The organism is Carboxylicivirga litoralis, from assembly GCF_025499605.1.
GTDB classification, from domain to species: Bacteria; Bacteroidota; Bacteroidia; order Bacteroidales; family Marinilabiliaceae; genus Carboxylicivirga; species Carboxylicivirga litoralis.
Map to the genome: position 1 here is coordinate 101264 of NZ_JAFMVC010000003.1, position 26736 is coordinate 127999.

Sequence of the window (26736 nt, forward strand, 5' to 3'; positions counted from 1 at the left end):
ACTAAATTCGAATGGGTTTCTGGTTTTTTCATTTCAACGATTCACCAGTTTACCAGTCTATTGAATCAGCAACCATACGAGGGGTGATGTCCATCAGGCATTTCCTCTCTTCTTTTATCTTGCATTTGGTACTGCCATCTTTGGTGCAGGGACGGCAAGGTAAATCTACTTCCATAATCTTCATCTTTGGATTCGATGGATAACCAAATGCTGTTGGACCAATAATGGCCTGACCTGGTTTTTGGAACAAATCAGCGGCGTGTAAAAAGCCTGTATCGCCACTGATGACATAGGGCGCATGCCACACGGTGCAAAAGCTTTCCATTAACGATGTTTTGCCGGCCAGGTTAATAACCCTTTCGGGGGCTACTGAACGAATCTCTTCACAGAAATCATCACCAGGACCACCTAATACAACAAAGTGCAAGTCTTGTCTTAATTCAACCAATTTTTGCCAGTATTTTACAGGCCAGCGTTTTAACTCCCAGGCAGCCGACGGAACTAAGGCTACCCATTTTTGGCCTTCAGGTAGATTGGCTAAAACGAGTTCTTCAATTTTTTGCTCTGTTTCACGTGGAAAAGCCCAATTTTCAAAAGGGGTATTAAACGCTTTTACATTCCATTTTGCCAATGGTGTTTGAAATGAAGCCAATGCTCTAAATGGCTTAGGAAGCTTGTTAATGCCAAAGTTGAAAAGCAAAAAACGTTTAAAACGATCTTTATGACGTGTTACCAGCTTATTCTTATTCATGAGGTTACAGATGCCAAAGGGACAAAGTACCAGCTTTAATATGTTGGAACGAATGTTACTGTGTGCATCGTATATTAAGTCAAACTTTTCCTTCTTTAGCTCTGCGCCGAGCTTAAATACACCTCCAAATCCTTCCTTACGATCAAAAGCCCAGGCTTTATCAATGCGCGGATCAATTTTGACCAATGATTGCATATCGGAACGCACCACCCAATGTATTTGGGCGTTGGGAAATGTATTCTTCAATCCGGTCACAACCGACATGCACTGAATAATATCTCCGATGGAGCTGAGTCGTATAATAAGGATTTTCATTGCTCGTACTTTTGTAGGGCAAAAATAAAAAAATCCCGACGCAATGCCGGGATTTAAGTTCGTTTATATCATATAGCGACTATGCGCCTTTATGTATCAAAATAGTCACTTTATTGTTTTCGCACTCCAATACACCACTTTTGCAGTCGTAATACTCTTCACGACCAGTTTTACTGATGACGCGTATTTTTCCTTCTTTTAAAACGGAAATGATTGGAGCATGGTTCTTCAATAAGGTAAACTGACCCTTTTCCCCTGGCACTGTTACCAAACCAACTGTTTCGCCATAAATGACTTTATCAGGCGTCACTATTTCGCAATACAGATCTTCCATTAGGCCGATTTAGCTTGTTTCAACATTTCTTCACCTTTGGCAATAGCATCTTCAATGGTTCCAACCAGGTTAAAGGCAGCTTCAGGGTATTTGTCCACTTCGCCATTTAAAATCATCTTAAAACCTTTGATAGTATCTTCAATGGAAACGAATACTCCTTTCAGGCCAGTAAATTGCTCAGCTACGTGGAATGGTTGCGATAGGAAGCGCTGAACACGACGAGCGCGGTGTACAACTAATTTATCTTCTTCCGATAATTCTTCCATACCAAGGATAGCAATAATATCCTGAAGCTCTTTGTAGCGTTGCAATATTTCAATAACGGCCTGAGCGGTGTTGTAATGATCATTACCAACAATTTCAGGGCTTAACATTCGTGAAGTAGAATCTAATGGATCCACAGCCGGATAAATGCCTAACTCAGCAATTTTACGACTCAATACTGTTTTGGCATCCAGGTGTGCAAAGGTTGTTGCAGGTGCTGGGTCAGTTAAGTCATCGGCTGGTACATAAACGGCCTGAACCGATGTAATAGAACCGTGCTTAGTGGATGCAATTCGCTCTTGCAGCGCACCCATCTCTGATGAAAGTGTAGGCTGATAACCTACCGCTGATGGCATACGTCCTAACAGGGCTGACACCTCAGAACCAGCCTGGGTAAATCGGAAAATATTATCAACAAAGAGCAGAACGTCACGTCCCGAACCTGTTCCGTCACCATCGCGGAAACTTTCGGCAATGGTTAGCCCCGATAAAGCCACACGAGCACGAGCTCCAGGTGGTTCATTCATCTGACCAAACACCATGGTTACCTGAGATGTATCCAAGGCGTCTTTATCAACCTTAGATAGGTCCCAGCCACCATTTTCCATGTCTTCTTTGAAGGCATCGCCATAGTTAACAATACCCGACTCTATCATCTCGCGCAGCAAGTCGTTACCCTCACGCGTGCGTTCGCCAACACCGGCAAATACCGAAAGACCATCGTGTCCTTTGGCAATGTTATTAATTAACTCTTGAATCAACACGGTTTTTCCAACACCGGCACCACCGAATAATCCAATTTTACCACCTTTGGCATAGGGCTCAATCAAGTCAACAACCTTAATTCCCGTATAGAGAATCTCTGCTTGGGTTGATAATTCTTCAAAAGATGGAGGGGCTTTATGGATAGGGCTTCCGCCTTCTTTGGTGACGTTACCAATGCCATCAATAGCATTACCCACAACGTTTAACAGGCGACCTTTTACTTTTTCGCCAGCCGGCATCGTAATGGGGCTTCCCAAATGACTGACTTCCATCCCTCGTGTTAAACCATCGGTTGAGTCCATGGCAATGCAACGGATGGTATTTTCACCAATATGTTGCTGGCACTCAATGATGATTGAAGGATGCCCTTCGCGCTTAATTTCTAATGCATCTAAGATGTTTGGAAGCTCTTGATCATTTAAGTCAAAGCTAACGTCTATAACAGGACCAACTATCTGAATGATGGTACCAACCAATTTTTCCATAGTATGCGTATTAATCTCGCGTTGTTAAAGTTCCTTATCGGGAACGTTCAATAAGCTTAATGGCAAATTGACGTAACTCTTCTTTCATACTGTCGCGACCATTTACCTGATTGAGTGCTGAGATAGCTTTTTCAAAATAGAAATTCATCTTCTCTTTTGCTAACTCATCAACTTTAAGCGAGTTATAGATATTCCGAACGCTTTCTATCTTTTCTGTAGTATCAAACTCTTTGGCATTAACCCAGGTTAACAGATCTTGTTGCAACGAACCCGACGCCAATTGTAACGCATTAAGTAATAAAAATGTTTTCTTATTGGCAACAATATCTCCACCAATGGCTTTACCAAACGTTTCAATGTTACCGTAAACATCTAAAAAGTCATCTTGTAGCTGGAAAGCCAGGCCAATATTTTCGCCAAACTGGTACAATAAATCGGCATCTTTATCACTTGCTCCACCAATGATAGCGCCTGTTTTTAAACTGGCTGCCAAAAGCACAGCTGTCTTTAAACGAATCATAGTCAGGTAATCCTCTACCTTCACATCATCGCGCGTTTCAAACTCCATGTCGTATTGCTGACCTTCGCATACTTCAATAGCTGTTTGACTGAATAGATCCAGTACTTTCTTTAAGTACTGACCGTCAATTTTTGTAGCATACTGGTAGGCTTTAATCAGCATGGCATCGCCCGACAAAATACCCGTGTTTTCATCCCACTTCTTATGAACGGTTGGTTGGTTACGACGAACATCAGCATTATCCATAATGTCATCGTGCAATAAGGTGAAGTTGTGGAATATCTCCAATGAAAGACTAGGTTTAACGGCTTGTTCTATTTCATCTGTAAACAAATAGCAACCTGCCAGGCATAATGTAGGGCGAATACGCTTGCCGCCCATACCCATCACATATTCAATGGGTTCATATAAACCTTTGGGTTCAACTACAAATTGCTGTTTGGTAAGCTCTTTCTCAACAATTTTTTGAAGGTCAGATATTTTGTACATAGATATTGATAAGTTATTCTGTTTTTTTGTCTTGTTTGTTTTCAATTCTCAATTCCTCCAGCTCAATGTCTTCATCCTCGTCATAGATATGTAACAATGGTTCTTTAAACGATTGATTGGTAATTGATTTTTCCAATGTTAATAATAACGCTGGAAGTAGAATGAGGTTCGAAAACAAGGCTATTAAGAGTGTGACAGCCACTAAAACACCTAAGGCCACCGTTCCGCCAAATTGCGATACGCTAAAAATACCAAAGCCAAAGAACAAGATAATAGATGTGTAGATCATGCTAACGCCGGTTTCTTTTAAAGCTAGTACAACGGCTGCACGAATACTCCAGTTGGTTTCAGATAGCTCTTGTCGATATTTAGCAAGGTAGTGAATGGTGTCATCCACACTAATACCAAAAGCAATACTGAAGACCAAAATGGTAGATGGCTTAATAGGGATGTGGAAGAAACCCATTAAAGCTGCTGTCATGATCAGTGGAAAGATATTAGGTATTAGCGATACCAGCACCATACGTTTCGATGAGAACATCCAGGCCATAAATGAGGCGATTAGTACTACAGCTAACATTAAACTGGTAAACAGGTTGCGCACCAGGTAATCGGTTCCTTTAAAAAAGACGACGCTAGCCCCGGTTAAGGAAGTATAATATTTATCGCCAGGAAACACTTTCGAGATGGTTTCACGGATTTTTTGATCCAAAACCGCCATCTCTGTTGTGCCAATATCCTTCATTCGGAAACTTAAACGAGCGCGTTGTTTAGTTGAGTCAATAAAAGTAGTGACCAAGCCATTGCTGGCTGCCTCGCTATTGCTGCGATTAACATAAGAAAGTATAAAATTACGTTCCTGGCTGCTCGGTACTTTAAAGTGTCTTTCTTTGCCATTGTAAAAAGCCTGACGGGCAAACTTAACCACTTCCACCATTGAAAGCGGATGCGAAATAGCTTCAAATTCTTTCAGTTCTTCCTGCAGTTTATCCATTCGTCGCAGGTTGCTGCCCGATATAGCTCCATTGGGTTTCTTGGTGTCAATCATCAACTCCAAAGGCATCAGACCGTTAAAGTTTTCTTCAAAAAACTTAAGGTCGACATATAGCGGGTCGTCGTGCGGAATATCATCCAGCATGTAGCCCGTTGTTTTAATTTTTAAGATGCCGATGATGCCCAAAAACAACATAATGCCAGCTACCCAATAAACCTTGGAGCGGTGGTTTAAGGATATTTTAACCAAGCCATTCACCGCGTTGCCAATGATTTGGTTATCCAAATGGTTGAGATGGCGCTCTTTGGGGCCATCAAGAAAGCTGAAGATGATCGGTATTAGAAAAATGGATAGCACAAACACCACCATAATATTGATGGCAGCAATCACACCAAATTCGACTAATATTTTACTACTGGTAAAAATAAAGGTGGCAAAACCAGAGGCTGTTGTTAAATTAGTTAAGAAAGTGGCATTACCAATTTTACGGATGACACGCTGCAATGCTTTTATTTTATTTTTGTGCTTGCGGTATTCCTGGTGATACTTATTGAGCAAGAATACCGAGTTGGGAATACCAATTACAATAATCAGAGGCGGAATCATCCCGGTTAAAATGGTGATTTTATAACCAAACAAGGCCTGAATGCCTAACGCCCAGATTACAGCCACAGCTACCACCAACATAGAGAACATGACCACTTTAAATGAGCGGAAGAATAAGAAGATGATTAATGCGGTGATGCCCAGTGCCAAAAAGATGAACATATTCAATTCTTTCTTAATCATCTCTGCTGTTACAACACGGATGTATGGCAGGCCTGAGTAATGTATCTCACGTTTGCTTTTTTCAACAAAAGCTTTCCCTTTTTCCTGAATATCACTGATAAGTTTGACGCGTTCTTTACTGTGTAAAATGTCGGCATCCAGTGAAATGGCTAGTAAATAGGCATCATTACTTTTGTTATACAACAGCTCCTTGTAAAAAGGCAAGTTGTAAAATACCTCTTTAAGTGAGTCGAGTTCACTTTGGTATTTGACACGCTCTGGGAAAATAGGCTCAATTTCGAAGCGTTTTTGTTTGCTGTTCTTTTTCAGGTTGTATGACTGTCCTACTGAGAAAACAGATGTGACACCCTCGACTTCAAGTAATGATTCAGAAAAATCCTGCCAGACATTGAAGTCGTTTAGTTCAAAAAAATCTTCATTTTGAATACCCACAATGACCATGTTGCCTTCGTTGCCATAAATGCTCAGGAAATCCTGGTATTCAACATAGGTTGGATCATCCTCAGGTAACAAAGGAGCATATTGGTACGACATCTCAATGCGTCGAGACATGATACCCATAAAAACAGTTACCAAAAACAAGGCAACTAAAATCGCAATTCGATTACGTAGTATAAAGCGTGCTATATTAATCCACATCAGCTATTCTTTCCTTTCTTATAAGTTGTGCGAAAATAGGTAAAAAGGGTAGTATTGGCAATGATTAATTTTAACAAATAACGGAGGATATAACCTCAATATCCACTTTTAAATCAGTTGATTGTAATGGCGAATGGAATAAAACCAATTTGTTGGTTTTAATCGTATCCGATATGATAGCTTCGATACCGTCAAGGTTATTTTTGTCAGAAATGGTTACCTTAATCTCATCTATCATGTCATCAATTTCTTTACCACAATTGTCAATAGTTGTTTTAACAGTATTCAAAGCCGACTTTAATTGTAGTTCACAGCTTGTTTTTTCGTGGTTTACTTGGGGTTTGATCAGCAATTTTTTAAGACCAGGGATGAAGCAATTTTGCGTTTGTTCAGCTTGGGTGTTTAAATTGTACTGTGCTGTTGGGAAGCCATCTTTTGATGACGCCATAAAATCGATAATAAAACCACTTGTACTAATATGGCTGTTGTGTTGCAAGGGGTAACCGTGCCTAAACAAATTAGGATCGAAATAAAGAGCACGGATTTCATCAATGGTTTGGGCCTTAGTCCAGCCTGTTGTGGCATCTTTTTTAGTACTTTGAATATCGTTGATGAAATTAGCCTGATAAGCAACATGACCAAAATGCATCTCTTCATGGTCGAGCAATTGCTCCATAAAATCAAAGGTGCTTTGAACTAATCGTAGTGTGTCAATAGTTGAATCAAATGAAATACCACCACTAATCAAAATGTTTTCTTCATTGCGACTAACCAAACAATACGGATGTTTTTGAAATTCTTTGTATTCGATCGAATACTCTTTATCGTCGCAAATACTGAATTTAAATAATGCTTTTTGTGCATCATCGGCCAAAGACTGTGCAATAAATAATTTGGCAGGTTTTTGTTTGTTAAAAACGCTTGTTAAAACAGTATTGAAAGCATCCAGGCATGTGGTGTATTCATCCTGATTGTTAACCGAAGCATAACATTCAACCTTAACAATTGTATTTGTTGCGATGCTTAAATCAGATAAAAACGATTGAATCTCTTTTGTTAGTTCATCGGTTTTGTCCATAAAAAGCAATTGCGCGTCTAATCTTAAGGAAGTGTATTTCATTATATTTGATTGATTTTGCTCGTCAGTGTTAATTTTACAGCAGGTCAGGAAATGGTAAAATCGGGGCAAAGTTAAGCGAATTGAATCATAAAAAATGATCATTTCGGTTAGTTTATACCTAAAAATCAAAAATATTGGGCTAAAAAGAAACTTAATATCTTCTGGTGCGTACCAAAGCGCATTAAGATGTTGAATTTCGTAGGACAGATTTTATTATGAAGAAGATTATTTTCTTTTTGGCATTACTAATGTTACCATTAGCAGGACAAGCACAGGTAGCAAAGTTTAAGTCAGTTTTTACTTTAAGTTTTATCAGGCACATAGGTTGGACAGAATCAGCTAAACAAGGTGATTTTGTGATTGGAGTTGTGCGCGACAGAGAAATTGCTGATTGGTTAGGAAAGTTGTCGGCCGGCAAAAAATTCGGCTTCCAAAATGTTGTGATTAAAGAGTTTAAATCACCTGAGGAAGTAGTAGATTGCCAGGTTGTTTACGTTTCATCTAACGTTAATTTCAATAAGCATGCTTCAACAATTGTTGATAAAGTTAAAGGTGGTAGTACCTTGATTATTACCGAATCAGAAGGAGCGTGTAACTCTGGGGCAATGATTAACTTTGTTGTTAGAGATGATAAACTTAAATTTGAGGTCCACAAAGCCAACGCAGCTAAATTTGGTTTGCAAATTAGCTCGAAGCTTGAAGGGATGTCAAATGCAATTAGCTTATAAGAAGTAAAGTATGAAAAACATCAAACTGAATATTGCCCAAAAATTGCTGGCTGGGTTTGGATTAATCCTGTTATTAATCATTGTGCAAGGTGTTTGGACCTTCTCAACACTAACAGGTAGTAAGAGTAAGAACAAATTATTAACAGAGGTTTACACACCATCTTTAGAGAAATTAAGTAACCTGAGCGATCTGGTAATCGACAGTAAGATGTTAATTCGTAGTTGGGTATTTATCGATATTCAAACCGATACACCGGATAAGCTTCGTTTGAAAGACCTCCATGAAAAGAGTTTTCCTCAGTTAAAGGAAAGTTTACTGACGCTTAGTAAGGAATGGGAAGATAAGGGTGATGTTGATGAGTTGAACCATATCTTTCACGATGTTGATACACTTTTTCAAATTCAGCAGTATGTCATGAGTAGCTTGAATTCATTTGAAGCTTATGAAGACGTAATGATCAAGTTTGAAACAGAAGATAAAGTACAGGATGGAGGCGAGATCATTATGCTTACTGCAGAGGTAGATGAGCAGATTAAAGAATTGGTGACCAAATACGAAGAAGCCACTAACGAGGCATTAACTGATAGTAATGGTAGTTTTACAGTTTTACAAATTGTTATCATCATTATGAGTTTATTGGTTATTGCTGGTGCACTTATCACAGCTTACTTGTTGTATAACTCAATTGTGGCACCGCTTAACAAAGGTGTTACATTTGCGCAGGCTATTGGAGAAGGTGATTTAACGGCAACAGTTGATGTAGATCAGAATGATGAAATTGGTGATTTAGCTAAGGCTTTGGTTAACATGGCTGAAAACCTTAAACGTACGGTTAATACTATTAAGTCAAATGCCGACGACCTGGTAACCTCAAGTACTCAGCTAAAGTCGAGTTCTTTGCAGTTGTCTAAAGGTTCTGCCGACCAGGCAGCTTCTGCCGAAGAAGTTTCTACTTCAATTGAAGAAATGGTGGCTAATATCGACCAGAATACAGATAACTCTATTCAAACCGAAAAGATTACTGTTGAAACAGCTAAAGATGTTAGTGTAGCTGATGAGTTGTCATCACAGGCCGCTAAAGTCATGAAAGATGTATCAGAAAAGATAACAATCATTAGTGATATCGCTTTCCAGACGAATATATTGGCGTTGAATGCTGCTGTTGAGGCAGCCCGTGCAGGTGAACATGGACGTGGTTTCTCTGTGGTAGCTGCCGAAGTTCGTAAGTTAGCTGAGCGCAGTAAATCGGCCGCTGATGAGATTGTTTCGTTGGTGTCAACAGGCTTAAAAGTGTCAACTGAGGCGGGTGAGAAATCGAAAGCGCTTGTTCCTGATATTGAAAAGACAACGCAACTGATTAAAGAGATTTCTGCGGCCAGTATGGAGCAGAAAACAGGTGCAGAGCAAATTAACTTAGCGATGCAGCAGTTGAATATGATTACTCAGGAAAACGCTTCTTCATCGGATGAATTAACGCAGAGTTCTGATCAATTGGCTAATCTGGCAGATAACTTAAACGAAGTAGTTAGCTATTTTAAGTTAGATGCTACCAGCAAAAAGGCAACAACTAAAAAAGTCGCTGAAAAGGTTGCTCAACCTAAGACTGAAGTAAAGCCTAAAGGTTCAGCTCCTAAAAAAGAGGTGAAGAAGCCTGAAGCTAAGCCGGTTGATAAAACAAAGCAATCAGAGAATCCTTTCTCTAACTTTGATAAGGACTTTGATTTAGATAATTACGAGAAATTCTAAGACGTAGATAATGGATAAATTACCATATACAGTCATTCATGATGAGTTACCTGAGCAAACGATTCTTCGTTTCTCAGGACAACTTATTATCAATCATATTGAAAAGATTGCTGAGGCGGTAAAAAGCAGGCTTAAAACCGATAAAGATCTTCAAATCGAAATTGATAATCCGGAAAGTGTGGATGTTACTTTTATACAACTGGTGTTGTCATTGAAGGCCACTTTAAAGGCTAATGGTAAAACAACAACCATTATTTCGGAGTTGAAACCAGAGCTTCAAACTTTGGTTAAAAACTCAGGATTCCAATACGTGCTTAATTAACCTAAAATATTATAACTAGAAAAATACATTATGGCTAAGACAGTTCTCATCGTTGATGATTCAGAAAGTATCCGCGAAGTAGTCAACTTTACCCTTCAGAACGAAGGTTACGAAGTATTAGTTGGTGTTGATGGCGAAGATGCACAAAAGTTCCTGGATGGCAGAACGATTGATATTGTTATCACCGACCTTCACATGCCTAACCTTGATGGTTTAGGATTAATTAGAAAAATCAGGGAGATTGATGCTTATAAGCATATTCCAATCTTATTTTTAACAACTGAATCGCAAGCTTCGAAGAAAATGGAAGCAAAGCAGGCCGGCGCAACCGGATGGATTATTAAACCTTTCGTACCAGCTAAGTTGTTGAGCGCAATTTCTCGTGTCTTAAGATAAGATGAGAGTTAAGAATATTTTTATCAAAGAAACGTCTGATAACCTTGCTGAGTTGGAGCAAGAATTGGCACAACCAACACGCCTGTCTCACGATGCTGTGGAAATGGTGGTTCGCACCATGCACAATATCAAAGGAACAGCACCAATGGTAGGTTTCAAAGAGATGCCGGTCATTGCGACTCCTATTGAGCAAGCCTATAAGGAAGTGCTAAACAATAAGCTGGATGTAAATGGGTGCATGCTGGAGAAAACTAAATCGGCTGTGTCGGTTTTACAGCAATTATTGACTAATGAAGAAGCTCATACACCACAAACTGAGGAGGAAAAGCACGTTTTGATAGACTATTTTAACACCATCACCGGTTAAAAGCACAAACAAATGATTGATAAGTTTAAGGCAAAATTTGTAGAAGAGTCAAACGATAATGTTCATGACTTAGAGGAAGCGCTGTTGCTTCTGGAGAAAGATACCTCAAATAATGAGATTATTGAGCGTATTTTCCGAGCAATGCACACGCTAAAGGGCGGAGGAGCAATGTTTGGCTTTAACCAGTTGAGTGAATTTACCCATCACCTCGAAACGGTTTTCGACTTGGTTAGAAATAATAAACTAAGCGTTACCGATGATATTATTTCACTCACATTCGAATCCATCGACCACATTAAAAACATGTTGGAAATGGGTGATGTTGATGATGCTGATGAACTAGCTAACCAGGCTGCTTTTATTCAACGCGTCCAACAGTTTTCGAATAGCGATGCACCTGCCGCAGCTCCCGTTGCATCAGCAAGCAGTGCAAGTACAGTAAAAGACGATGGTTCAAAAACATTTTTGATCACTATAAAGCCCAATGAAGAAATCCTTAGGAATGGTACGAATCCATTTTATTTGTTAGACGATCTTCATGCAATGGGCGAAGCTAAAGTGGTGGCTTTTTACGAAAAGGTGCCTGTTCTTAGCAATTTCAACCCTGTTAATAGTTACTGTCACTGGCAGGTTGTTCTTAACACCGAAGAGTCGGTGAACGATATTAAAGATGTATTCATTTTCGTTGAAGACGAATGCGAAATAAGCATTGAAGAGATTGGTTCGGGTAACTTGTTGACGGCAGAAGCTATTTCAAGTACTATTGAAGAAGCTTCCAAGCTGCAAAAGAGCCTGACGAAAGAAGACCTAATCGCCAAAGCAGCCGCATCAATCCCTGGTCAGGATAAGAAAGAGACTAAAAAGAAAGTTCAGCTTAAGGAGCATAAAATTTCAAGTATCCGTGTTAATTCAACTAAAATTGATGAGTTGGTTAACCTGGTAAGTGAGTTAGTAACCATTCAGGCGCAGCTTAACCTGTTTGCCGAAAACGATGGTAACCCTGCTGTTTTAGCGTTGGCAGAAAATATTCAAAAGCTGAGCCGCCAGTTGCGCGACAACGCCTTCTCTATAAGTCTGATCCCATTGCAGAGCGAGTTGATGCGTTTTCAACGTTTGGTTCGCGACTTATCGAAGGAATTGGATAAAGATATCGATTTTGTCATTGAAGGAGGAGATATCGAATTAGATAAAAACATCATTGAGCATTTAACCGACCCATTGTTACATATTATTCGTAATGCTGTTGACCATGGAATTGAAATGCCCGATGAACGTATTAAAAATGGTAAAGCACCAAAAGGAACCATTCTTTTCAAAGCCTATTACTCCGGTGCCAGTGTAATGGTTGAAGTGATGGACGATGGTAAAGGTATCGATCCGGAATTTATCCGCAACAAAGCCATCAATAAAGGGTTGATTGATGCCAATACCGAATTGAGCCGTAAAGAAATTTTTGAATTGGTGTTCTTAAGTGGATTCTCTACCAAAGAAGAAGTAACCGATGTATCTGGCCGTGGTGTTGGAATGGATGTGGTGAAGAAGAAGATTGGCGAGATTCGTGGTGAAGTATCGTTAGATTCTGAAATTGGGAAAGGCACAACATTAACACTTGAGCTGCCAATGACCTTATCTATCATTGATGGTTTATTGGTGAAAGTATTTAAAAATCAATATGTTATTCCAATTGCCAATATTGAGAAGATTCATGCTCTTGATACCGTTTCATTTGGTAAGACATTCAACCATGTGGTGAATATCGATGACGAGCAATACCCGTTCATCGATTTACGCGAGAGTTTTGAAACAGAAGTGGTCAATAAAGGAACTGAACAGTTAATTCTGGTGAAGTATGAAGACCGAAAAGTGGGCTTATTGGTTGACCAGGTTATTGGAGAGTATCAAACCGTGGTGAAACCATTGGGACGATTCCTTAAAAAGCAGGAAAATATCTCGGGAGCCTCAATCATGGGGGATGGAACAATTGCCTTGGTTATTGACACTAACCGCTTGATTCATAATAACGCAGTTAAGAAATATCGAACTAAGAACTAATCACATGAAGGAACAAATGACATCCATTATATCGTTTTTGATCAATAAAGAAGTGTTTGCGTTCGATACTCTTAAGGTTCGTAATATTCTTGAATTCGATAAAGTGACCTGGGTACCCAATACCAAAGACTATTTGATTGGGGTGATTAACCTGCACGGTAACATTATTCCAATTGCCGATTTGCGTATGATGATGGGAGTGGAAAATGTTGAAAACGGACAAGATACAGCAGTTATTGTTGTGTCTGAGGATGATAAGACAGATTCGTTACTTGGCTTTGTAGTTGATGGCGTTAAGGAAGTATTTGACCTTGATGAGTCGGAACTGAAAGAATCTGTGATTAATGGAAATACCGGATTAGTTCATTCTTTTACCGGAAGTCTCCATAAAAATGATGAGTTTATTCACATCATTGAGTTAAGTGAAGTAGTACAAGAAATTGAAAAATAAGCACCAGCATGAGTCAGGAAGTGAATGCATATCTTACATTTTCAATTGGTGAAAACATTTTTGGTGTTCACGTTGAGAAGGTAGTTGAAATAAAAGAGTACGTCGAGCCTAAAGCAGTGCCCGAAAGTATGGCTTATGTGAAGGGTGTGGTTGATCATCGCGATAAAATCATTCCTATTATCGATGCTGCTGCCAAATTTAATTTGGGGAGTGTTCAGATAACGCCGCAGTCGTGTTTTGTGGTGTTAGATATTAATAAGGCTGATGGTAATATCATGAGCGTTGGAGTATTGGTAGATGCTGTTTCAGACGTTTTTGAAGCTGATGAAGCTAATATTAAAGATATCGAAACAGATTATAAGCCTGGCTATATTCTGGCATCGTATCAAAACAACGACGACTTAGTAATGATTTTAAATGCTGATAAAATATTTAGTGAAACAGATATTATCAGCCTGGGTGAAGTGATTGACGCTGTTAATTAGTAGTGAGTAATGTTTGCAGCTAATAATACAGGAAAGGACAAAGAGCTGGATGCTTTCAAAGCTGAATTATCGGAGAAGGATTTTCAGGCATTTAGTGATTTTATCTATAGTGAATATGGCATTAAGATGCCACCCGTTAAGCGCGTTATGCTGCAGGGACGTTTACTAAAACGTATTCGTGAGCTGAACATGAAATCATACAGCGAATACAAAGAGTATTTTTTTAGCAAAGACGGGCAAAAGAAAGAAATATTTAATTTTCTGAATGTAGTAACGACTAACAAAACAGATTTCTTTCGCGAACCGGTTCATTTCGATTTTCTACGGGATGAAGTGTTGCCTCAACATAATGGAAACGGTTTTTTTAAGGTGTGGAGCGCTGGTTGCTCAAGTGGTGAAGAACCTTACACGATATCTATCGTGTTGAATGAATACAAACGAATGTCGTCAGGTTTTAATTTCTCCATTCATGGTTCAGACATCTCAAACAAGGTGCTGACCAAAGCCGCCAAAGGTGTTTACGCCGAAAATAAAATAACCTTGCTTCCTCTTGAGATGAAGAAGCGCTATTTCCTGAAAAGCAAAGATCGACTGAACCCAACCGTTCGTGTGAAGCCCGAGTTGCAAAAGAACATCGTGCTGAAGCATGTTAATTTAATGGATGGTCATTACGATATGAATGAGACCTTTGATGTTATATTTTGTCGTAATGTGCTGATTTATTTCGATAGAGCTACACAAGAAAAAGTCATTGGGAAACTGTGTAACTATCTGAAACCCGGAGGGATCTTCTTTATTGGTCACTCCGAATCATTATCAGGAATGGATGTGCCGTTGGAGCATATAAAGCCAACAATTTTTAGAAAAGTATAATTAGTCCGGAATATAAAAATTTAATTATGAGCAATTTATCTGACAAGCAACTTTTACGAGAACTCAGGTTACGACTTGAAGAAAGGAAAAAGTTAGATAATGAGATGAAAGAACTGTCAAAAGACTTCCAAAGTGTAACAAAAAAGCTAAAGGAGTCGGAGGCATTAAAGAGCCATTTTATTTCAAATATCTCTAACGAAATAGTTAACCCATTTACATCTATCCTTGGTTTATCTAAGGCTATTCTGTCGGTTGAAAAGAACGACTGGAAAAAGGTGGTGTCGATGGTAGCTTTAATCCATAGCGAAGCGTTTAACCTCGATTTTCAGTTGCGTAATATTTTTGTTGCCGCTAAAATTGAAGCGGGTGAAATTGCTCCAAACATTACCAAAGTTAATATCCGCAGCCTGGTGCAAACTGTTGTTGATTCATTCAACATCATATCGCGCAAAATGGGCATCGATATTAAAATCGAATTTAATATTGAACACGGTTTTGGTAAGAATTTCTATTTCAAAACCGATTCAGAGAAGTTGAAGCTTATCTTAAGCAACTTGCTTAATAATGCTTTAAAATACAGTTATAAAGATAGCCAGGTGGTTCTAACAGTGTGGGTTGACGAAGATGTGCTTCATGCTGCTGTTAAAGACAATGGAACAGGTATTTCTGAAAAGAATCAGAAGATTATATTCGAGCGTTTCAAGCGTCTTGATTCTGGTATTAACTCAATCAACCGAGGACACGGACTTGGTTTGTCAATCACCAAAGCTCTATTAGATGTATTAGGCGGTGATATTGATATTAAGAGTAAAAAAGGTGAAGGTTCAGAGTTTTCAATAACACTTCCGGAGGCCCGCAATATCGTTGAAGGTTTTAGTGGCGACGGAAATGATGTGTTCTTTGATGACGATGATGAGATTTTTTAAGATGATGATAGATGGATAATAGATATTTGCAACATTTTCTATACCCCTCTTCATTGTTTGCAAGCAAAGACCCGTATGTTATCAAAACCATACTTGGTAGTTGTGTTGCCATCTGCCTGTGGGATAAGAAGCTGAAGATTGGTGGAATGAACCACTACATGCTTCCCAACTGGAATGGTAACGATTTAGCATCGCCAAAATATGGTAATATCGCCATTGATAAACTGGTAGAGCGCATGCTTTATTTAGGAAGTGATATTAAAGACATACAAGCCAAAATATTTGGCGGAGGTGAGTTGCTCGAATCAGCAACAGGTAACTCCAACATGATTGGAGAACGAAACATTCGGGTGGCGCGGTTAATGTTAGAAGAGAAAAAGATTCCGATTGTAGCGTCAAGCACAGGCGGAAGAAGGGGTAGGAAGATTATTTTTTTTAATGATACAGGCGAAGTACGCCATAAGTTTCTGGAAAAAAAGGTATATTAAACCTGTATTGAGCAGACCATGTGGTCTGTGTGTTGAGTGTGAAAAGAGTAGTTCTTTTATTAGTTGTTGAAAATGAAAGTTCTGCGTAGGAGGATGGCAAAAGTGAGAATGTGCTGTCTGAAGTGTGAAAGCGATTTAATAGGGAAATTGGGATTTCTGTTAATGAGTAAAGTTTTAACGCATGAAGAAAAAGATTCGAGTATTAGTAGTTGATGATTCTGCGGTTGTCAGGCAGAGCTTGTCTTCAATCCTTGAATCTGATCCGGGCATTGAAGTAATGGGAACGGCTGCCGATCCTATAATTGCGGTAAAGAAAATTCAGAAGGAGATTCCGGATGTGATTACACTGGATATTGAGATGCCGCGCATGGATGGATTGACCTTTCTGCGTAAAATTATGTCACAACATCCAATTCCCGTTGTCGTCATTTCCAGCTTAACAACCGAAGGTACCGAAGTGGCTATGAAAGCGCTCGAATACGGTGCCAGCGAAATAATAGGTAAACCGGCCATGAATGCGGCTCAGTTTATCAATGAATCAAAAATAATGCTTTGTGATGCTGTTAAAGCAGCTTCACAAGTAAAACTGAAGCGACGTAAGATTGCTACACCAGTGGCAACCACTGTTAAACCAAAATACTCTGCCGATGTTATTTTAAACAAGGCATCCAGCTTTAAACAAATTATTGATACTGAAAAAGTGGTTGTTTTGGGGGCTTCCACTGGAGGAACAGAAGCCATCCGTAATTTTCTGAAAGAATTACCAGCTAAAGTGCCAGGTATTGCAATTGTACAACACATGCCGGAAGGTTTTACAAAGTCGTTTGCCAACAGTTTGAATAATATTTGTGGGTTGGAAGTAAAAGAAGCGGAGAATGGCGATAAACTTTATCAGGGGCGCGTATTAATAGCACCAGGCAGTAAGCACATGCTGTTAAAGCGTGTTGGTAAAGAGTATATGGTGGAAGTGAAGGAAGGCCCGCTGGTTAACCGTCACCGCCCATCGGTCGATGTACTGTTTCGCTCTGCCGCCCGCTATGCCGGGAATAATGCTACTGGTATTTTACTTACCGGAATGGGTAACGATGGAGCCAAAGGATTGCTGGAGCTAAAAGAGTCGGGAGCGCACACCGTTGCTCAAGATGAAGCTTCTTCAGTTGTTTTTGGAATGCCGAAGGAAGCCATTAAGCTAAATGCAGCTGATAAAGTAATGCCGCTGGACAAAATGGCCAGTTATTTATTATCCCGCTTAGGATAATGGTAATAATTACTATTTTTATCGTTCGTCTATTTAAGAAAATTACATATGGCAAAGGTCAATATTAAGAATATCAAAAGCAGATATACTTTACGTGGGTTCATGCTAGGGATTATTATTTATATCCTAACCATAATATCAAGTACCAGTATTTTTGAACACCTTAACCAACCTGTTACTTTCTACAACCTCTACAGGTTTTTTCCGGGTTTGTGGTTTATTACTTTCTTACCGTTTATAACGGCTTTTGCAGGTTACGTTATAGCTGGTAATTTTGCTGTTTTTATCCGCAAGCAGCGCAAGCATATAAAGATTGAAGCGGCAAAAAGTGAGCAGGTACACGAATTTGTTGAAAACCTGCGACAAGATAACTTTGAATCTAAACTAAATATTGATAATCGTAATGATAAGTTAGGGCAGTCCTTGTTACGTCTTCGCGACTATTTGATTCAAAGTAAAAAAGACATTGAGCAACGCCGAATTGAAGAGGATCAGCGTACCTGGGTAACACAAGGATTAGCGCATTTTGGCGAGTTGCTGCGAAAAGAAAATGATAATATTGAGGACCTGAGTTATAATATCATCAGGTACCTGGTTGACTATATGAAAATCAATCAGGCGGGTTTCTATCTGTTGAATACGATTAATAACAAAGACCGTTATTTTGAGTTAACGGCTTGTGTTGCTTACGATAGAAAAAAATTTGCCGATAAACGTATAAATTGGGAAGAAGGACTAATTGGGCGTTGTGCACTTGAAAAAGAAACAATCCACCTAACCGATGTGCCCGATAACTATTTGAACATCACTTCAGGATTGGGAGATGCTAATCCGCGTTCAATATTGATTGTGCCCCTAAAAACAAATGACGAAATCTATGGAGTGCTTGAAATGGCATCCTTCAAAGATTTTGCTGAGTTTGAGGTAGAATTTGTAGAGAAGATAGCTGAGAGTATTGCATTAACGATTTCTTCGGTACAAAACACTATTCGTACAACTAAACTTCTGAAAGAAACGCAGAACCAGGCTGAACGAATGTTGCAGCAGGAAGAAGAGTTACGTCAGAATTTGGAAGAGATGCAAGCTACCCAGGAAGAGAGTGATCGTCGTGAGGTGGAAATGAAGGGTATTTTAGAAGCCATTGAACATGCCGCTATCAGCTCCGAATTTGAGACGGACGGCACACTTATCAATGTCAACCAAAATTTCTTAAGAACATTCCGTTATAATCCGGAGGAGATAGAGGGGCAGAATCTTAAGATTTTCTTCTTTAAAGACGATGCCGCCGAGATGGATCAAATACTGACTGACTTGCGTAATGGCCATAATTTTAAAGGTCGTGTGCGTCGCCGTACTAAAATGGGGGATGAAATTTACTTGTTAACAACCTATACTCCGGTTATTGATCACGAAGGCGAGATAATTAAAATTCTGAGTCTTGAAAACGATATTACCGAGCAGGTGAAGATGGAAGAAGAGCTGAAACATAGCAAAGATGAGTTAGGGGTGATGCTCGAAGAGGCGAAGAAAGAAATTACAGAGCAATTTAAAGAAGTTGAAGCAGTTAAAATACGTAACGAAAAAACTTTAGAAGGAGCGCTCGACTCTATTATTACCACGAATAAGGATGGTATTGTTGAATTCTTCAACGCTGCTGCAGAAAAGCTATGGGGCTATGAACGTAGCGAAGTACTAGGACAGCATGTTTCAATGTTGTTTTCAGAAACTACCGCTGCTAACGATGAGTTTATATCTGCTTTTGTAAATAGCGATAAGAGTAAGATAATTGGAGAGCGACGCGAAGCGCCAATTAAGAATAAAGTAGGAAGTGAAGAGCCTGTTTTATTCCTGCTTTCAGAAGCGCAGGTTGGTGAAGATCACTCGTATACAGCCTTTATTCAACAGGTAGAAGTAGAATTGTTTTAGATTATTTCTAAAGGCCACATCAATGGATTTCAAGCATTATTTACAAGTATTGAAAGACAATACGCCTTATGATTTTAGCAATTACTCTGATAATTCTATTAAAAGACGATTGCAAAAAGTAATACTGGATAATGGTTTGACGATTGATGAACTGCTTGATAAAACTCAAACTGATAAAGGTTTTGTAGAACGTTTGGTTGAAGATATTACGGTCAATACAACTGAGCTATTTCGCGATCCTGAGATATGGCCGCAGTTTTATGAAAAGCTGTATCCGGCTTTAAAAGGTAAAAAAACGTTTAATATCTGGCATGCTGGCTGTAGCTCTGGTATGGAAGTGTACTCTAATATGATCATCCTGAATGAGTTAGGGTTGTTGGAGCAAGCCAGGATTTTTGCAACTGATATTAGCCTTGGAATGGTACGTCAGTGTACAAATGGAAGTTATCGTTACGAATTCAATAAAAAGCAATTAAGCGACTTTGAAGACATCATTAAAAAGTCGCCTATTCAGGGAATATCCAAAATTGATTTTAACAAATACTTTGATTTCGATTTGGAGAATGACCGGATCAATATTAAAGATTTTCTCAAGAAAAAAGTAGAGATAAGACAGCACGATCTGGTGCAAGAAAAGGTGCCATTTTACAATAAGTTTGATGTGATTTTTTGTCGAAATGTATTGATTTATTTTAATGCAAACCTTCAGTCAAAAATCTATCAGATGTTTCATAATCAATTGTATCCAAAGGGGTCAATGATACTTGGTAATCATGAAAGTTTAACTGGGTTTTATAAAACTAAGTTCTCAAAAAACGGACCACTGTATACTAAAACCAATGTGTTTCATTTTAAATATCAATAGCATGGCATTGGGGTTTAACATCAGTGAATTAAGGGTTTTGTCTGAGCAGTTGAGCGAGAAGCTGAATTTGCCATTCAAGCAGATGACGCATTCGTTTTTTAAGCGTCGGCTTGGACAGTTCATTGAAATGAATGGCATTCGCAAAGTGGAACAGTTGATGGAACAATTGGATAATGAGGCGTTTGCTGATGAATTTTGTCATTACTTTTCCGTGGATACAACTGAATTATTCAGAGACGCTGGATTTTGGCGACATCTTAGGAAAATCATTAACGAACAATATACCGGAGCCAATTTTAAAGTTTGGTTTCCCCAAGTAAGTTCAGGTGAAGAATTGTATAGTTTGTTGATTCTGCTCGATGAATTGAAGTGTATTGATAAGGCAGAAATAACTGTGAATAGTACATCTGAGCTAGGTGTAGAAAGGATAAAAAAGGGACTCCTTGGTTCAAAAAAGATGGATGTTAACGCCTATAATTATAAGCGTTTTGAAGGTGTGAATAGTTTAGAGGATTACTTCAATGAATCGGAAGAAGGACCATGTATTGAAAGTTCTTTGCTTAAGAATGTAAGTTTTGGGCGAGTGGGTTTTGATACAGTACTGGATACTAAATGTGATTTCATAATCATGCGTAATTGCATGTTATATTACGCCCGAGATTATCATACAGAGGTTAAAAACATTATTGATTCAACCTTGCTTAGTGGTGGTTATTTATGTCTCGGTGTTAAAGAGCAACTGGCCACGCCTTTTGATGATCGTTTTGAATGCATCGATACAAAAGAAAAGATATATAAAAAGTTTAAATTTCTAAGAGACTAATGGTTAGACCAAAATATAAAGCCGTAGTAATTGGAGGTTCTGCCGGAAGCTTTTCGGTGGTATCTAAGTTGTTGTCGCAGCTTAGGGAAGATTTTCCGTTGCCGGTTATTATATGCTTGCACCGCTTAAAACATGTGCGCTCAGGTTTGGTCGAAAGTATTCGTTTAAAGTCAAAACTGGAGGTGATTGAACCCAATGACAAGGAACAGATTATGGCCGGTAAAGTTTATCTGGCACCGTCTAACTATCATATGTTTGTTGAATACGATGGTACGTTTTCCTTATCAACAGAAAAACCATTAAACCATAGTCGTCCATCCATTGATCATACACTTACTTCAGCTGCTTATGTCTATCGTAATAAATTAATTGGCATTGTGTTAACAGGTGCTAATAAAGATGGTGCAAAAGGAATGAAGGATATCGCCGACAAAAAAGGGTTGACCATTATTCAGGACCCAAAGACTTGCGAAATGGATACGATGCCCAAAAGTGTGGCGCGATTAATTAAACCCGACAAAGTATTGTCTCCCGATGAGATATCCACATTTTTAAACCAATTAGCTATTTAATTATATGAGAAAAAACAAACATATATTCCTGCTGGGAGCATTATTTTTCTTGTTTGCATTAGTTAAATATGCTTTCATGGGTGATGAGTTGCCAACTACCTTTATCGTATTTGAAATACTATCTTTTTTCGTTGTTCTATATATCATTTACTATCTTCTTAATTTTATTGAGATTTGCATGCACGGCTCGGATGATGCCAAAATGGACAAAGAATGTATAAGGCGTCAGGCCGAAATAAGCCGATTAGAAGCTAAGCTGAATCGTTTAGAGCTGGAAAAACTTGAAGACGAAACAGGTGATGGTGTTGAAAGTGAGTTGCTATTATCTAAGCTTAGAGGTAAAGTTAATAAGCTTAGCGCCGAAACGGTTGAAGAAATGATGAATGCAATAACGGAACGTTACGAAGTGATGGCAGCAGTAGGTTATTGCAGTAATGATGATAAGCAATTCGTACCAGTTAAGCTATATGGTATTGATGAGGAGATTACAATAGCGTCAATTGAATTGGAAGATGGATTGCATGCACAGGCTATTTCTGACAATAAAGCAATGGAAATTACTGATATTCCTGCCGATTATATTAAGGTTGGATCCGGATCGGGCAATGCCAAGCCATTGGTGTTGTATATTCTGCCCATAGTAAATGGAGATAGCGGTATTGTGTTGGAAGTAGCCGCATTTAAAAAGCTTGATTTAGTTGAAGTGTGGAATCAGTTGAACGAAGCACAGTAATTACAAGAGAAATACGAGATATGACTAAATTTTCAAAAAAAATAAAGCAATTAATTTCAATATCGGTCTTTAGCGAGCGCGACTGGTATTTGTTATTGCTAGGATTATTGTTCATACTGTTTTTGGTATGGTCAGGATTTATGTCGTTCGATGGATTGTATTTCTCTGCTCGAAACATTGCTGTGATCCACCGCTCGCTATTAGTGTGGGGCATCGATTTACTGGTTATCTCCATTCCAGTGGTTATTCTGGCCATTATTAACTATAATTCACAACAAAAGAAGAAACTTAGTAACGAGATTCATGATTTAAAGCAACAGCTGAATAAAAATATTTATTTGGCTGAAAAAATTGGTCGCGGTGAACTGGATGATATTGAATTAGTGGATGGTAAGCTATCTGAAACATTATACAACCTGGGAGCTAATCTGAAAAACACCAAGTCGAAAGAAGAAGCTTACAACTGGGTGTCAAAAGGGAAAGAGAAAATATCAGATATTTTACGAACTCACAATAAAGTCAACCTTCTGGCCGATGATGTCATCCGTGGTATTATTGAATACTCTGGTGGTTTGCAAGGTAGTTTGTACTTATTGAAGAATAATCAACTGGTTAATATTGCGACTTACGCGCATAATCGGAAGCGATTCGAAAGACAGATAGTGCCCATTGGTAAAGGATTGTTGGGTGATGTAGCTTATGAGAAGCAGATAATATATCGCACAGAAATCCCGGATGACTATTTTCATGTTACATCTGGTTTGTTAGGCGATCGAAAGCCTAAAAGTCTGCTGATCGTACCATTGTTGCAAGAGGAAGAATTACAAGGTGTTTTTGAAATTGGTTATTTGCAGGAAAGTCTTCCAAAGCACGTTATCAAATTTGCGGAGGAACTAAGTAGTGTGATCGGTCGTACGTTTTACAACCTGAAAATTAACGAACGAACGGAGCAGCTATTGAAGGAGTCGCAGGAGATGACCGTGACACTAAAAGAGAATGAGAAGCAGTTGCAACTGAATGCTGCTGAGATGTTAGAGGCTCAAGAAGAATTAGAGAAATCTAACAAATTACTAGAAGGCCATATACAGGAGGTTGAGCATGCACAGCAACGCCTTGAAGCATTATTAACCAATGCATCTGAGTTTATTTCTATTTATGATGAGAACCAGAAATTGGTCTTTGAGAGCCCGTCAGTTAAGCAAATTTTAGGCTATAGTCCGGAAGATGAAGTATCGGGTATGGATCCTGAGCTGATGACTCCACGCGGGTACAAAACCATCAATAATTTGTTTCAATACTTGTTGGTAACGCCGGGTGGCGAGCAAACAGCTCAATACACCTACCTGAAGAAAAGTGGAGAAAAGCTCTTTTTGGAAACGACCGGAAAGAACTTATTGCACGATCCGGCTATTAAAGGAATTATTTTCAATACGCAAGATATAACTGAACGGAAACGAGCTGAGAAAGAGGAACGCATGAAAAGTCGTATGCAGTCGCTTTCTGAGAATTCACCTGATATGATCATCCGTATTAATACTGGCGGTAAACTGGTTTATGTCAACCCAAAGGTGGCTGATTTTATTGGTGTTTCATCGAATGATTTGGTTAAGAAGCGTGTTACTGAATTAGATATTGATGAACGATTTAAACAGTATATGCTTGAATCGCTGAAGCAAATTCGTTCAGAGGAAAAACAAATTATCTCCGAAATTGAAGTGGAAGCTGCAGAACAGACACTTATTATGGAGATAAAGGCCATTCCTGAGTTGAACGAAGATAAAGATCTGGAATCGGTATTATTCGTAGCGCATGATATGACCGAGTTCAAAAAAATTGAACAGGAAATAAAAGAGAAGAATAAAAAGATATCCGATAGTATCAACTATGCACAGCGTATTCAAACTGCTATTTTGCCCGATACCAATGTGCTGCAGCAATTCTTCCCGCGATCGTTTATTTTCTATCGTCCAAAAGATGTGGTAAGTGGTGATTTTCCATGGATGTTTAAAAAAGGGAATCATTTCTATGTGGCTGCGGTTGACTGTACCGGGCATGGTGTTCCGGGAGCATTGTTGTCATTTATTGGTTACTTCCTGATGAATAACATTGTGAATGCAAGTGACAGTGTGACAGCGGCTGAATTACTTGATAAATTACACCTTGATGTGCGTCGCACACTGCGTCAGGATCAGGAAGGTTCCAACGGACGCGATGGAATGGATTTGGCGCTTGTTAAAATCGATTTGGAGTCAAATGAATTACAGTTTTCTGGTGCGCACAATCCATTGTATTACCTTAGCGATGGCGAGCTATCTGTTTATAAAGGCTCACGTAAAGGAATTGGTGGTAAACCATTAGCCAGAAAAGTGGAGAAAGACTTTGAAAACAACATTGTGCAATATAAGAAAGGCGATCAGTTCTTTATTTTCTCCGATGGATTACCTGATCAGGTGGGTGGACCAAAGGGGCGTAAGTATCAATCAAAACGTATTAGAGAGGCTTTAGAAGCTGAACCGAATCAAACAATGGCTCATTTTGAGCGTCATTTCTCCAACGATTTTTACAATTGGATGGGAGAGCTTAAGCAAGTAGATGATGTATTGTTAATAGGTATTGAGTTGTAGCCTGAGCTACAACTCAACATGTTCATTAGATTAGTTCTTTGGCAAGTTGTTTAATGTCAACACCTGAAAAATTACCGGAAGTCATAATCAATAAATTCGTATCTGTGTAATTCTGCTGTTTTAAGCAGTCAACTAATTCATTTGATTCAGTAATAACTTGCAAGCCTTTCTGGGCAAAGGCTGAGACCACATCTTCTTTATTAATTTCAGGTAGTTTTTTATGTTTTAATACCTCTGGATTGAAGAAAACGATAGCCGTATCTGCTTCAATCATCGTGTCTTTGTATTGAGGTAAGAAGTCTTTATTCAGACTGCTGAAGGTATGCAACTCCATCACGGCAATCAATTGCCTGTCTTCAAACTGCTGTTTCATGGCCGTAACGGTTGCTTTGAGCTTACTTGGTGAGTGGGCAAAATCAAGATAGATATTGCAATTATCATTTTTCTCAAGGAGTTGAAGGCGTTTGGCAGCCCCTTTAAAGCTTTGCATGGCCATTAAAAATGCCTCATCGTCAATGTCAAGTTGATTACATACCAGACGTGCTCCGTTAAGGTTCTGAAGGTTGTGGTTGCCGAATATTTCCATTGGGTAATCTTTTGTTCCCCATTGAACGACAGTTTGTCCGTTGATATTCTTGTTTTCGATAGTAGAATAAGGGATTGACTGAATATTATTTTGATTACGGGCTATAATTTCAAGTTCAACATCATCTTTAAAATAAATGAGCGTGCCTTCACTTTCAATGCTATCGGCAAATATCGTAAACTGGCTGATGTAGTTTTCCCATGTTGGGAATACATTCATATGATCCCAGGCAATACCGGTAAGCATCGCCACATGGGGCTTGTACCAATGAAATTTCGGTGTTAAGTCAATTGGAGATGATAGGTATTCGTCACCTTCAAAAACGGCAATTGGAGCCTCTTTAGTGAGTTTAACCATAGTGTCGAAACCTTCAAGTTGGGCACCAACCATGTAGTCAAAGTCCATATTCAACTTTTTAAGAACATGCATCACCATGGCTGTAGTGGTTGTTTTGCCGTGGCTACCTCCAATCACTACTCTTTTTTTATCTTTTGTCTGCTCGTAAAGGTATTCAGGGTAAGAATAAATTTTTAAGCCCAATTCTTGTGCTTTGAGTAATTCTGGATTATCCTTTCGTGCGTGCATACCTAAGATGATAGCATCGATATCCGAACCAATTAATTCGGGTTGCCAGCCTTCCTTTTGAGGCAATAAGCCATGCTTTTTCAAACGTGACTTGGAAGGTTCGAAAATTTCATCATCAGAACCACTTACGTTAAACCCTTTTAAATGGAGGGCGATGGCTAGGTTATGCATGGCACTTCCTCCTATTGCTATAAAATGAACTCTCATCTTCTTAACTTTTCCTGGATACAACCGATAAAAAATGTTTTCTTATACGTGAAGGTAAATGTAATTATTAAACCAAAAACAGAAGTTAAACTTGATGAATAATTACTTCCATATTAGTTTTAGTTATCTGAGTTCATAATTAGGTTAGTGATAAAGTCTTAAATATTTGATTGAAGATTAATGCTCAGCCATACAGTAATATAGGGTAATTCTTAATATTAAGAAAATGTTAATACTCGCTCTGTGTTATGGTTTCA

Annotated in this window: 25 protein-coding genes; 18 read left to right on the forward strand and 7 right to left on the reverse strand. The window is 38.8% G+C overall.

Annotated elements, in window-relative coordinates:
- Positions 1–49: 49 nt before the first annotated feature.
- The 6 genes from J1N10_RS04205 to J1N10_RS04230 all read right to left on the reverse strand — a co-directional run bounded on the left by J1N10_RS04205 (position 50) and on the right by J1N10_RS04230 (position 7465).
- The gene (locus tag J1N10_RS04205; protein ID WP_262325424.1) at positions 50–1066 is read right to left on the reverse strand and encodes a glycosyltransferase family 9 protein; all 1017 of its coding nucleotides are present in this window, start codon (positions 1064–1066) and stop codon (positions 50–52) included.
- A gap of 79 nt (positions 1067–1145) precedes the next feature.
- The gene (atpC, locus tag J1N10_RS04210) at positions 1146–1400 is read right to left on the reverse strand and encodes an ATP synthase F1 subunit epsilon (RefSeq protein WP_262325425.1); all 255 of its coding nucleotides are present in this window, start codon (positions 1398–1400) and stop codon (positions 1146–1148) included.
- A complete protein-coding gene (atpD, locus tag J1N10_RS04215; RefSeq protein WP_262325426.1) occupies positions 1400–2914 on the reverse strand; it encodes a F0F1 ATP synthase subunit beta in 1515 nt (504 codons plus the stop codon). The genes atpC and atpD overlap by 1 nt, the downstream gene beginning before the upstream one ends.
- Positions 2915–2948: 34 nt before the next feature.
- Positions 2949–3923 carry a polyprenyl synthetase family protein gene (locus J1N10_RS04220; protein ID WP_262325427.1) on the reverse strand — a complete coding sequence of 325 codons (975 nt, stop codon included), beginning with the start codon at positions 3921–3923 and terminating at the stop codon, positions 2949–2951.
- Positions 3924–3936: 13 nt separating this feature from the next.
- The gene (locus tag J1N10_RS04225; RefSeq protein WP_262325428.1) at positions 3937–6345 is read right to left on the reverse strand and encodes an efflux RND transporter permease subunit; all 2409 of its coding nucleotides are present in this window, start codon (positions 6343–6345) and stop codon (positions 3937–3939) included.
- Positions 6346–6415: 70 nt separating this feature from the next.
- A complete protein-coding gene (locus tag J1N10_RS04230; protein ID WP_262325429.1) occupies positions 6416–7465 on the reverse strand; it encodes a hypothetical protein in 1050 nt (349 codons plus the stop codon).
- A gap of 215 nt (positions 7466–7680) precedes the next feature.
- Between J1N10_RS04230 and J1N10_RS04235 the strand changes: the two genes are divergently transcribed.
- The 18 genes from J1N10_RS04235 (at position 7681) to J1N10_RS04320 (ending at position 25101) form a co-directional block, all read left to right on the forward strand.
- Positions 7681–8193 carry a YfiR family protein gene (locus tag J1N10_RS04235; RefSeq protein ID WP_262325430.1) on the forward strand — a complete coding sequence of 171 codons (513 nt, stop codon included), beginning with the start codon at positions 7681–7683 and terminating at the stop codon, positions 8191–8193.
- Positions 8194–8203: 10 nt separating this feature from the next.
- Entirely contained in the window at positions 8204–9940 is a 1737-nt protein-coding gene (locus J1N10_RS04240; protein WP_262325431.1) for a methyl-accepting chemotaxis protein, read from the forward strand.
- Positions 9941–9950: 10 nt separating this feature from the next.
- Positions 9951–10262: an STAS domain-containing protein gene (locus tag J1N10_RS04245; RefSeq protein WP_262325432.1), complete on the forward strand. Its 312-nt coding sequence runs from the start codon at positions 9951–9953 to the stop codon at positions 10260–10262.
- A gap of 30 nt (positions 10263–10292) precedes the next feature.
- Positions 10293–10658 (forward strand): response regulator, encoded by a 366-nt coding sequence (locus J1N10_RS04250; protein ID WP_262325433.1) that lies wholly within the window; start codon positions 10293–10295, stop codon positions 10656–10658.
- Position 10659: 1 nt separating this feature from the next.
- Positions 10660–11025 carry an Hpt domain-containing protein gene (locus J1N10_RS04255; protein ID WP_262325434.1) on the forward strand — a complete coding sequence of 122 codons (366 nt, stop codon included), beginning with the start codon at positions 10660–10662 and terminating at the stop codon, positions 11023–11025.
- Positions 11026–11037: 12 nt separating this feature from the next.
- Positions 11038–13077, forward strand: coding sequence for a chemotaxis protein CheA (locus tag J1N10_RS04260; RefSeq protein ID WP_262325435.1), 2040 nt, complete (start codon positions 11038–11040; stop codon positions 13075–13077).
- Between the two features lie 4 nt (positions 13078–13081).
- A complete protein-coding gene (locus J1N10_RS04265; RefSeq protein WP_262325436.1) occupies positions 13082–13528 on the forward strand; it encodes a chemotaxis protein CheW in 447 nt (148 codons plus the stop codon).
- An 8-nt stretch (positions 13529–13536) separates the two neighbouring features.
- Entirely contained in the window at positions 13537–14013 is a 477-nt protein-coding gene (locus J1N10_RS04270) for a chemotaxis protein CheW (protein ID WP_262325437.1), read from the forward strand.
- Positions 14014–14022: 9 nt separating this feature from the next.
- Entirely contained in the window at positions 14023–14886 is an 864-nt protein-coding gene (locus tag J1N10_RS04275; RefSeq protein WP_262325438.1) for a CheR family methyltransferase, read from the forward strand.
- A 26-nt stretch (positions 14887–14912) separates the two neighbouring features.
- Positions 14913–15812, forward strand: coding sequence for a sensor histidine kinase (locus J1N10_RS04280; RefSeq protein WP_262325439.1), 900 nt, complete (start codon positions 14913–14915; stop codon positions 15810–15812).
- A gap of 11 nt (positions 15813–15823) precedes the next feature.
- Positions 15824–16300 carry a chemotaxis protein CheD gene (locus J1N10_RS04285; protein WP_262325440.1) on the forward strand — a complete coding sequence of 159 codons (477 nt, stop codon included), beginning with the start codon at positions 15824–15826 and terminating at the stop codon, positions 16298–16300.
- Between the two features lie 181 nt (positions 16301–16481).
- The gene (locus J1N10_RS04290; RefSeq protein WP_262325441.1) at positions 16482–17558 is read left to right on the forward strand and encodes a protein-glutamate methylesterase/protein-glutamine glutaminase; all 1077 of its coding nucleotides are present in this window, start codon (positions 16482–16484) and stop codon (positions 17556–17558) included.
- 48 nt (positions 17559–17606) lie between these two features.
- On the forward strand, positions 17607–19484 hold the full coding sequence (locus J1N10_RS04295) for a PAS domain S-box protein (RefSeq protein WP_262325442.1): 1878 nt from the start codon (positions 17607–17609) through the stop codon (positions 19482–19484).
- A gap of 22 nt (positions 19485–19506) precedes the next feature.
- Positions 19507–20349, forward strand: a complete 843-nt coding sequence (locus J1N10_RS04300) for a CheR family methyltransferase (RefSeq protein ID WP_262325443.1) — start codon at positions 19507–19509, stop codon at positions 20347–20349.
- Between the two features lies 1 nt (position 20350).
- Positions 20351–21172, forward strand: a complete 822-nt coding sequence (locus J1N10_RS04305; protein WP_262325444.1) for a CheR family methyltransferase — start codon at positions 20351–20353, stop codon at positions 21170–21172.
- A complete protein-coding gene (locus tag J1N10_RS04310) occupies positions 21172–21744 on the forward strand; it encodes a chemotaxis protein CheB (protein WP_262325445.1) in 573 nt (190 codons plus the stop codon). The genes J1N10_RS04305 and J1N10_RS04310 overlap by 1 nt, the downstream gene beginning before the upstream one ends.
- A 4-nt stretch (positions 21745–21748) precedes the next feature.
- A complete protein-coding gene (locus J1N10_RS04315; RefSeq protein WP_262325446.1) occupies positions 21749–22477 on the forward strand; it encodes a GAF domain-containing protein in 729 nt (242 codons plus the stop codon).
- A 20-nt stretch (positions 22478–22497) separates the two neighbouring features.
- Complete coding sequence (locus tag J1N10_RS04320; RefSeq protein ID WP_262325447.1) at positions 22498–25101, forward strand: PAS domain S-box protein; 2604 nt, start codon at positions 22498–22500, stop codon at positions 25099–25101.
- Positions 25102–25126: 25 nt separating this feature from the next.
- On the opposite strand, the gene J1N10_RS04325 is transcribed toward J1N10_RS04320, so the two are convergent.
- Positions 25127–26479 carry a UDP-N-acetylmuramate--L-alanine ligase gene (locus J1N10_RS04325; protein ID WP_262325448.1) on the reverse strand — a complete coding sequence of 451 codons (1353 nt, stop codon included), beginning with the start codon at positions 26477–26479 and terminating at the stop codon, positions 25127–25129.
- Between the last annotated feature and the right edge of the window lie 257 nt (positions 26480–26736).

What these genes read in the sequence shown, in the direction of transcription:
- J1N10_RS04205 (WP_262325424.1), bottom strand. Translation starts at nt 1,066, where the DNA reads ATGAAAATCCTTATTATACGACTCAGCTCCATCGGAGATATTATTCAG.
- atpC (WP_262325425.1), bottom strand. Translation starts at nt 1,400, where the DNA reads ATGGAAGATCTGTATTGCGAAATAGTGACGCCTGATAAAGTCATTTAT.
- atpD (WP_262325426.1), bottom strand. Translation starts at nt 2,914, where the DNA reads ATGGAAAAATTGGTTGGTACCATCATTCAGATAGTTGGTCCTGTTATA.
- J1N10_RS04220 (WP_262325427.1), bottom strand. Translation starts at nt 3,923, where the DNA reads ATGTACAAAATATCTGACCTTCAAAAAATTGTTGAGAAAGAGCTTACC.
- J1N10_RS04225 (WP_262325428.1), bottom strand. Translation starts at nt 6,345, where the DNA reads ATGTGGATTAATATAGCACGCTTTATACTACGTAATCGAATTGCGATT.
- J1N10_RS04230 (WP_262325429.1), bottom strand. Translation starts at nt 7,465, where the DNA reads ATGAAATACACTTCCTTAAGATTAGACGCGCAATTGCTTTTTATGGAC.
- J1N10_RS04235 (WP_262325430.1), top strand. Translation starts at nt 7,681, where the DNA reads ATGAAGAAGATTATTTTCTTTTTGGCATTACTAATGTTACCATTAGCA.
- J1N10_RS04240 (WP_262325431.1), top strand. Translation starts at nt 8,204, where the DNA reads ATGAAAAACATCAAACTGAATATTGCCCAAAAATTGCTGGCTGGGTTT.
- J1N10_RS04245 (WP_262325432.1), top strand. Translation starts at nt 9,951, where the DNA reads ATGGATAAATTACCATATACAGTCATTCATGATGAGTTACCTGAGCAA.
- J1N10_RS04250 (WP_262325433.1), top strand. Translation starts at nt 10,293, where the DNA reads ATGGCTAAGACAGTTCTCATCGTTGATGATTCAGAAAGTATCCGCGAA.
- J1N10_RS04255 (WP_262325434.1), top strand. Translation starts at nt 10,660, where the DNA reads ATGAGAGTTAAGAATATTTTTATCAAAGAAACGTCTGATAACCTTGCT.
- J1N10_RS04260 (WP_262325435.1), top strand. Translation starts at nt 11,038, where the DNA reads ATGATTGATAAGTTTAAGGCAAAATTTGTAGAAGAGTCAAACGATAAT.
- J1N10_RS04265 (WP_262325436.1), top strand. Translation starts at nt 13,082, where the DNA reads ATGAAGGAACAAATGACATCCATTATATCGTTTTTGATCAATAAAGAA.
- J1N10_RS04270 (WP_262325437.1), top strand. Translation starts at nt 13,537, where the DNA reads ATGAGTCAGGAAGTGAATGCATATCTTACATTTTCAATTGGTGAAAAC.
- J1N10_RS04275 (WP_262325438.1), top strand. Translation starts at nt 14,023, where the DNA reads ATGTTTGCAGCTAATAATACAGGAAAGGACAAAGAGCTGGATGCTTTC.
- J1N10_RS04280 (WP_262325439.1), top strand. Translation starts at nt 14,913, where the DNA reads ATGAGCAATTTATCTGACAAGCAACTTTTACGAGAACTCAGGTTACGA.
- J1N10_RS04285 (WP_262325440.1), top strand. Translation starts at nt 15,824, where the DNA reads ATGGATAATAGATATTTGCAACATTTTCTATACCCCTCTTCATTGTTT.
- J1N10_RS04290 (WP_262325441.1), top strand. Translation starts at nt 16,482, where the DNA reads ATGAAGAAAAAGATTCGAGTATTAGTAGTTGATGATTCTGCGGTTGTC.
- J1N10_RS04295 (WP_262325442.1), top strand. Translation starts at nt 17,607, where the DNA reads ATGGCAAAGGTCAATATTAAGAATATCAAAAGCAGATATACTTTACGT.
- J1N10_RS04300 (WP_262325443.1), top strand. Translation starts at nt 19,507, where the DNA reads ATGGATTTCAAGCATTATTTACAAGTATTGAAAGACAATACGCCTTAT.
- J1N10_RS04305 (WP_262325444.1), top strand. Translation starts at nt 20,351, where the DNA reads ATGGCATTGGGGTTTAACATCAGTGAATTAAGGGTTTTGTCTGAGCAG.
- J1N10_RS04310 (WP_262325445.1), top strand. Translation starts at nt 21,172, where the DNA reads ATGGTTAGACCAAAATATAAAGCCGTAGTAATTGGAGGTTCTGCCGGA.
- J1N10_RS04315 (WP_262325446.1), top strand. Translation starts at nt 21,749, where the DNA reads ATGAGAAAAAACAAACATATATTCCTGCTGGGAGCATTATTTTTCTTG.
- J1N10_RS04320 (WP_262325447.1), top strand. Translation starts at nt 22,498, where the DNA reads ATGACTAAATTTTCAAAAAAAATAAAGCAATTAATTTCAATATCGGTC.
- J1N10_RS04325 (WP_262325448.1), bottom strand. Translation starts at nt 26,479, where the DNA reads ATGAGAGTTCATTTTATAGCAATAGGAGGAAGTGCCATGCATAACCTA.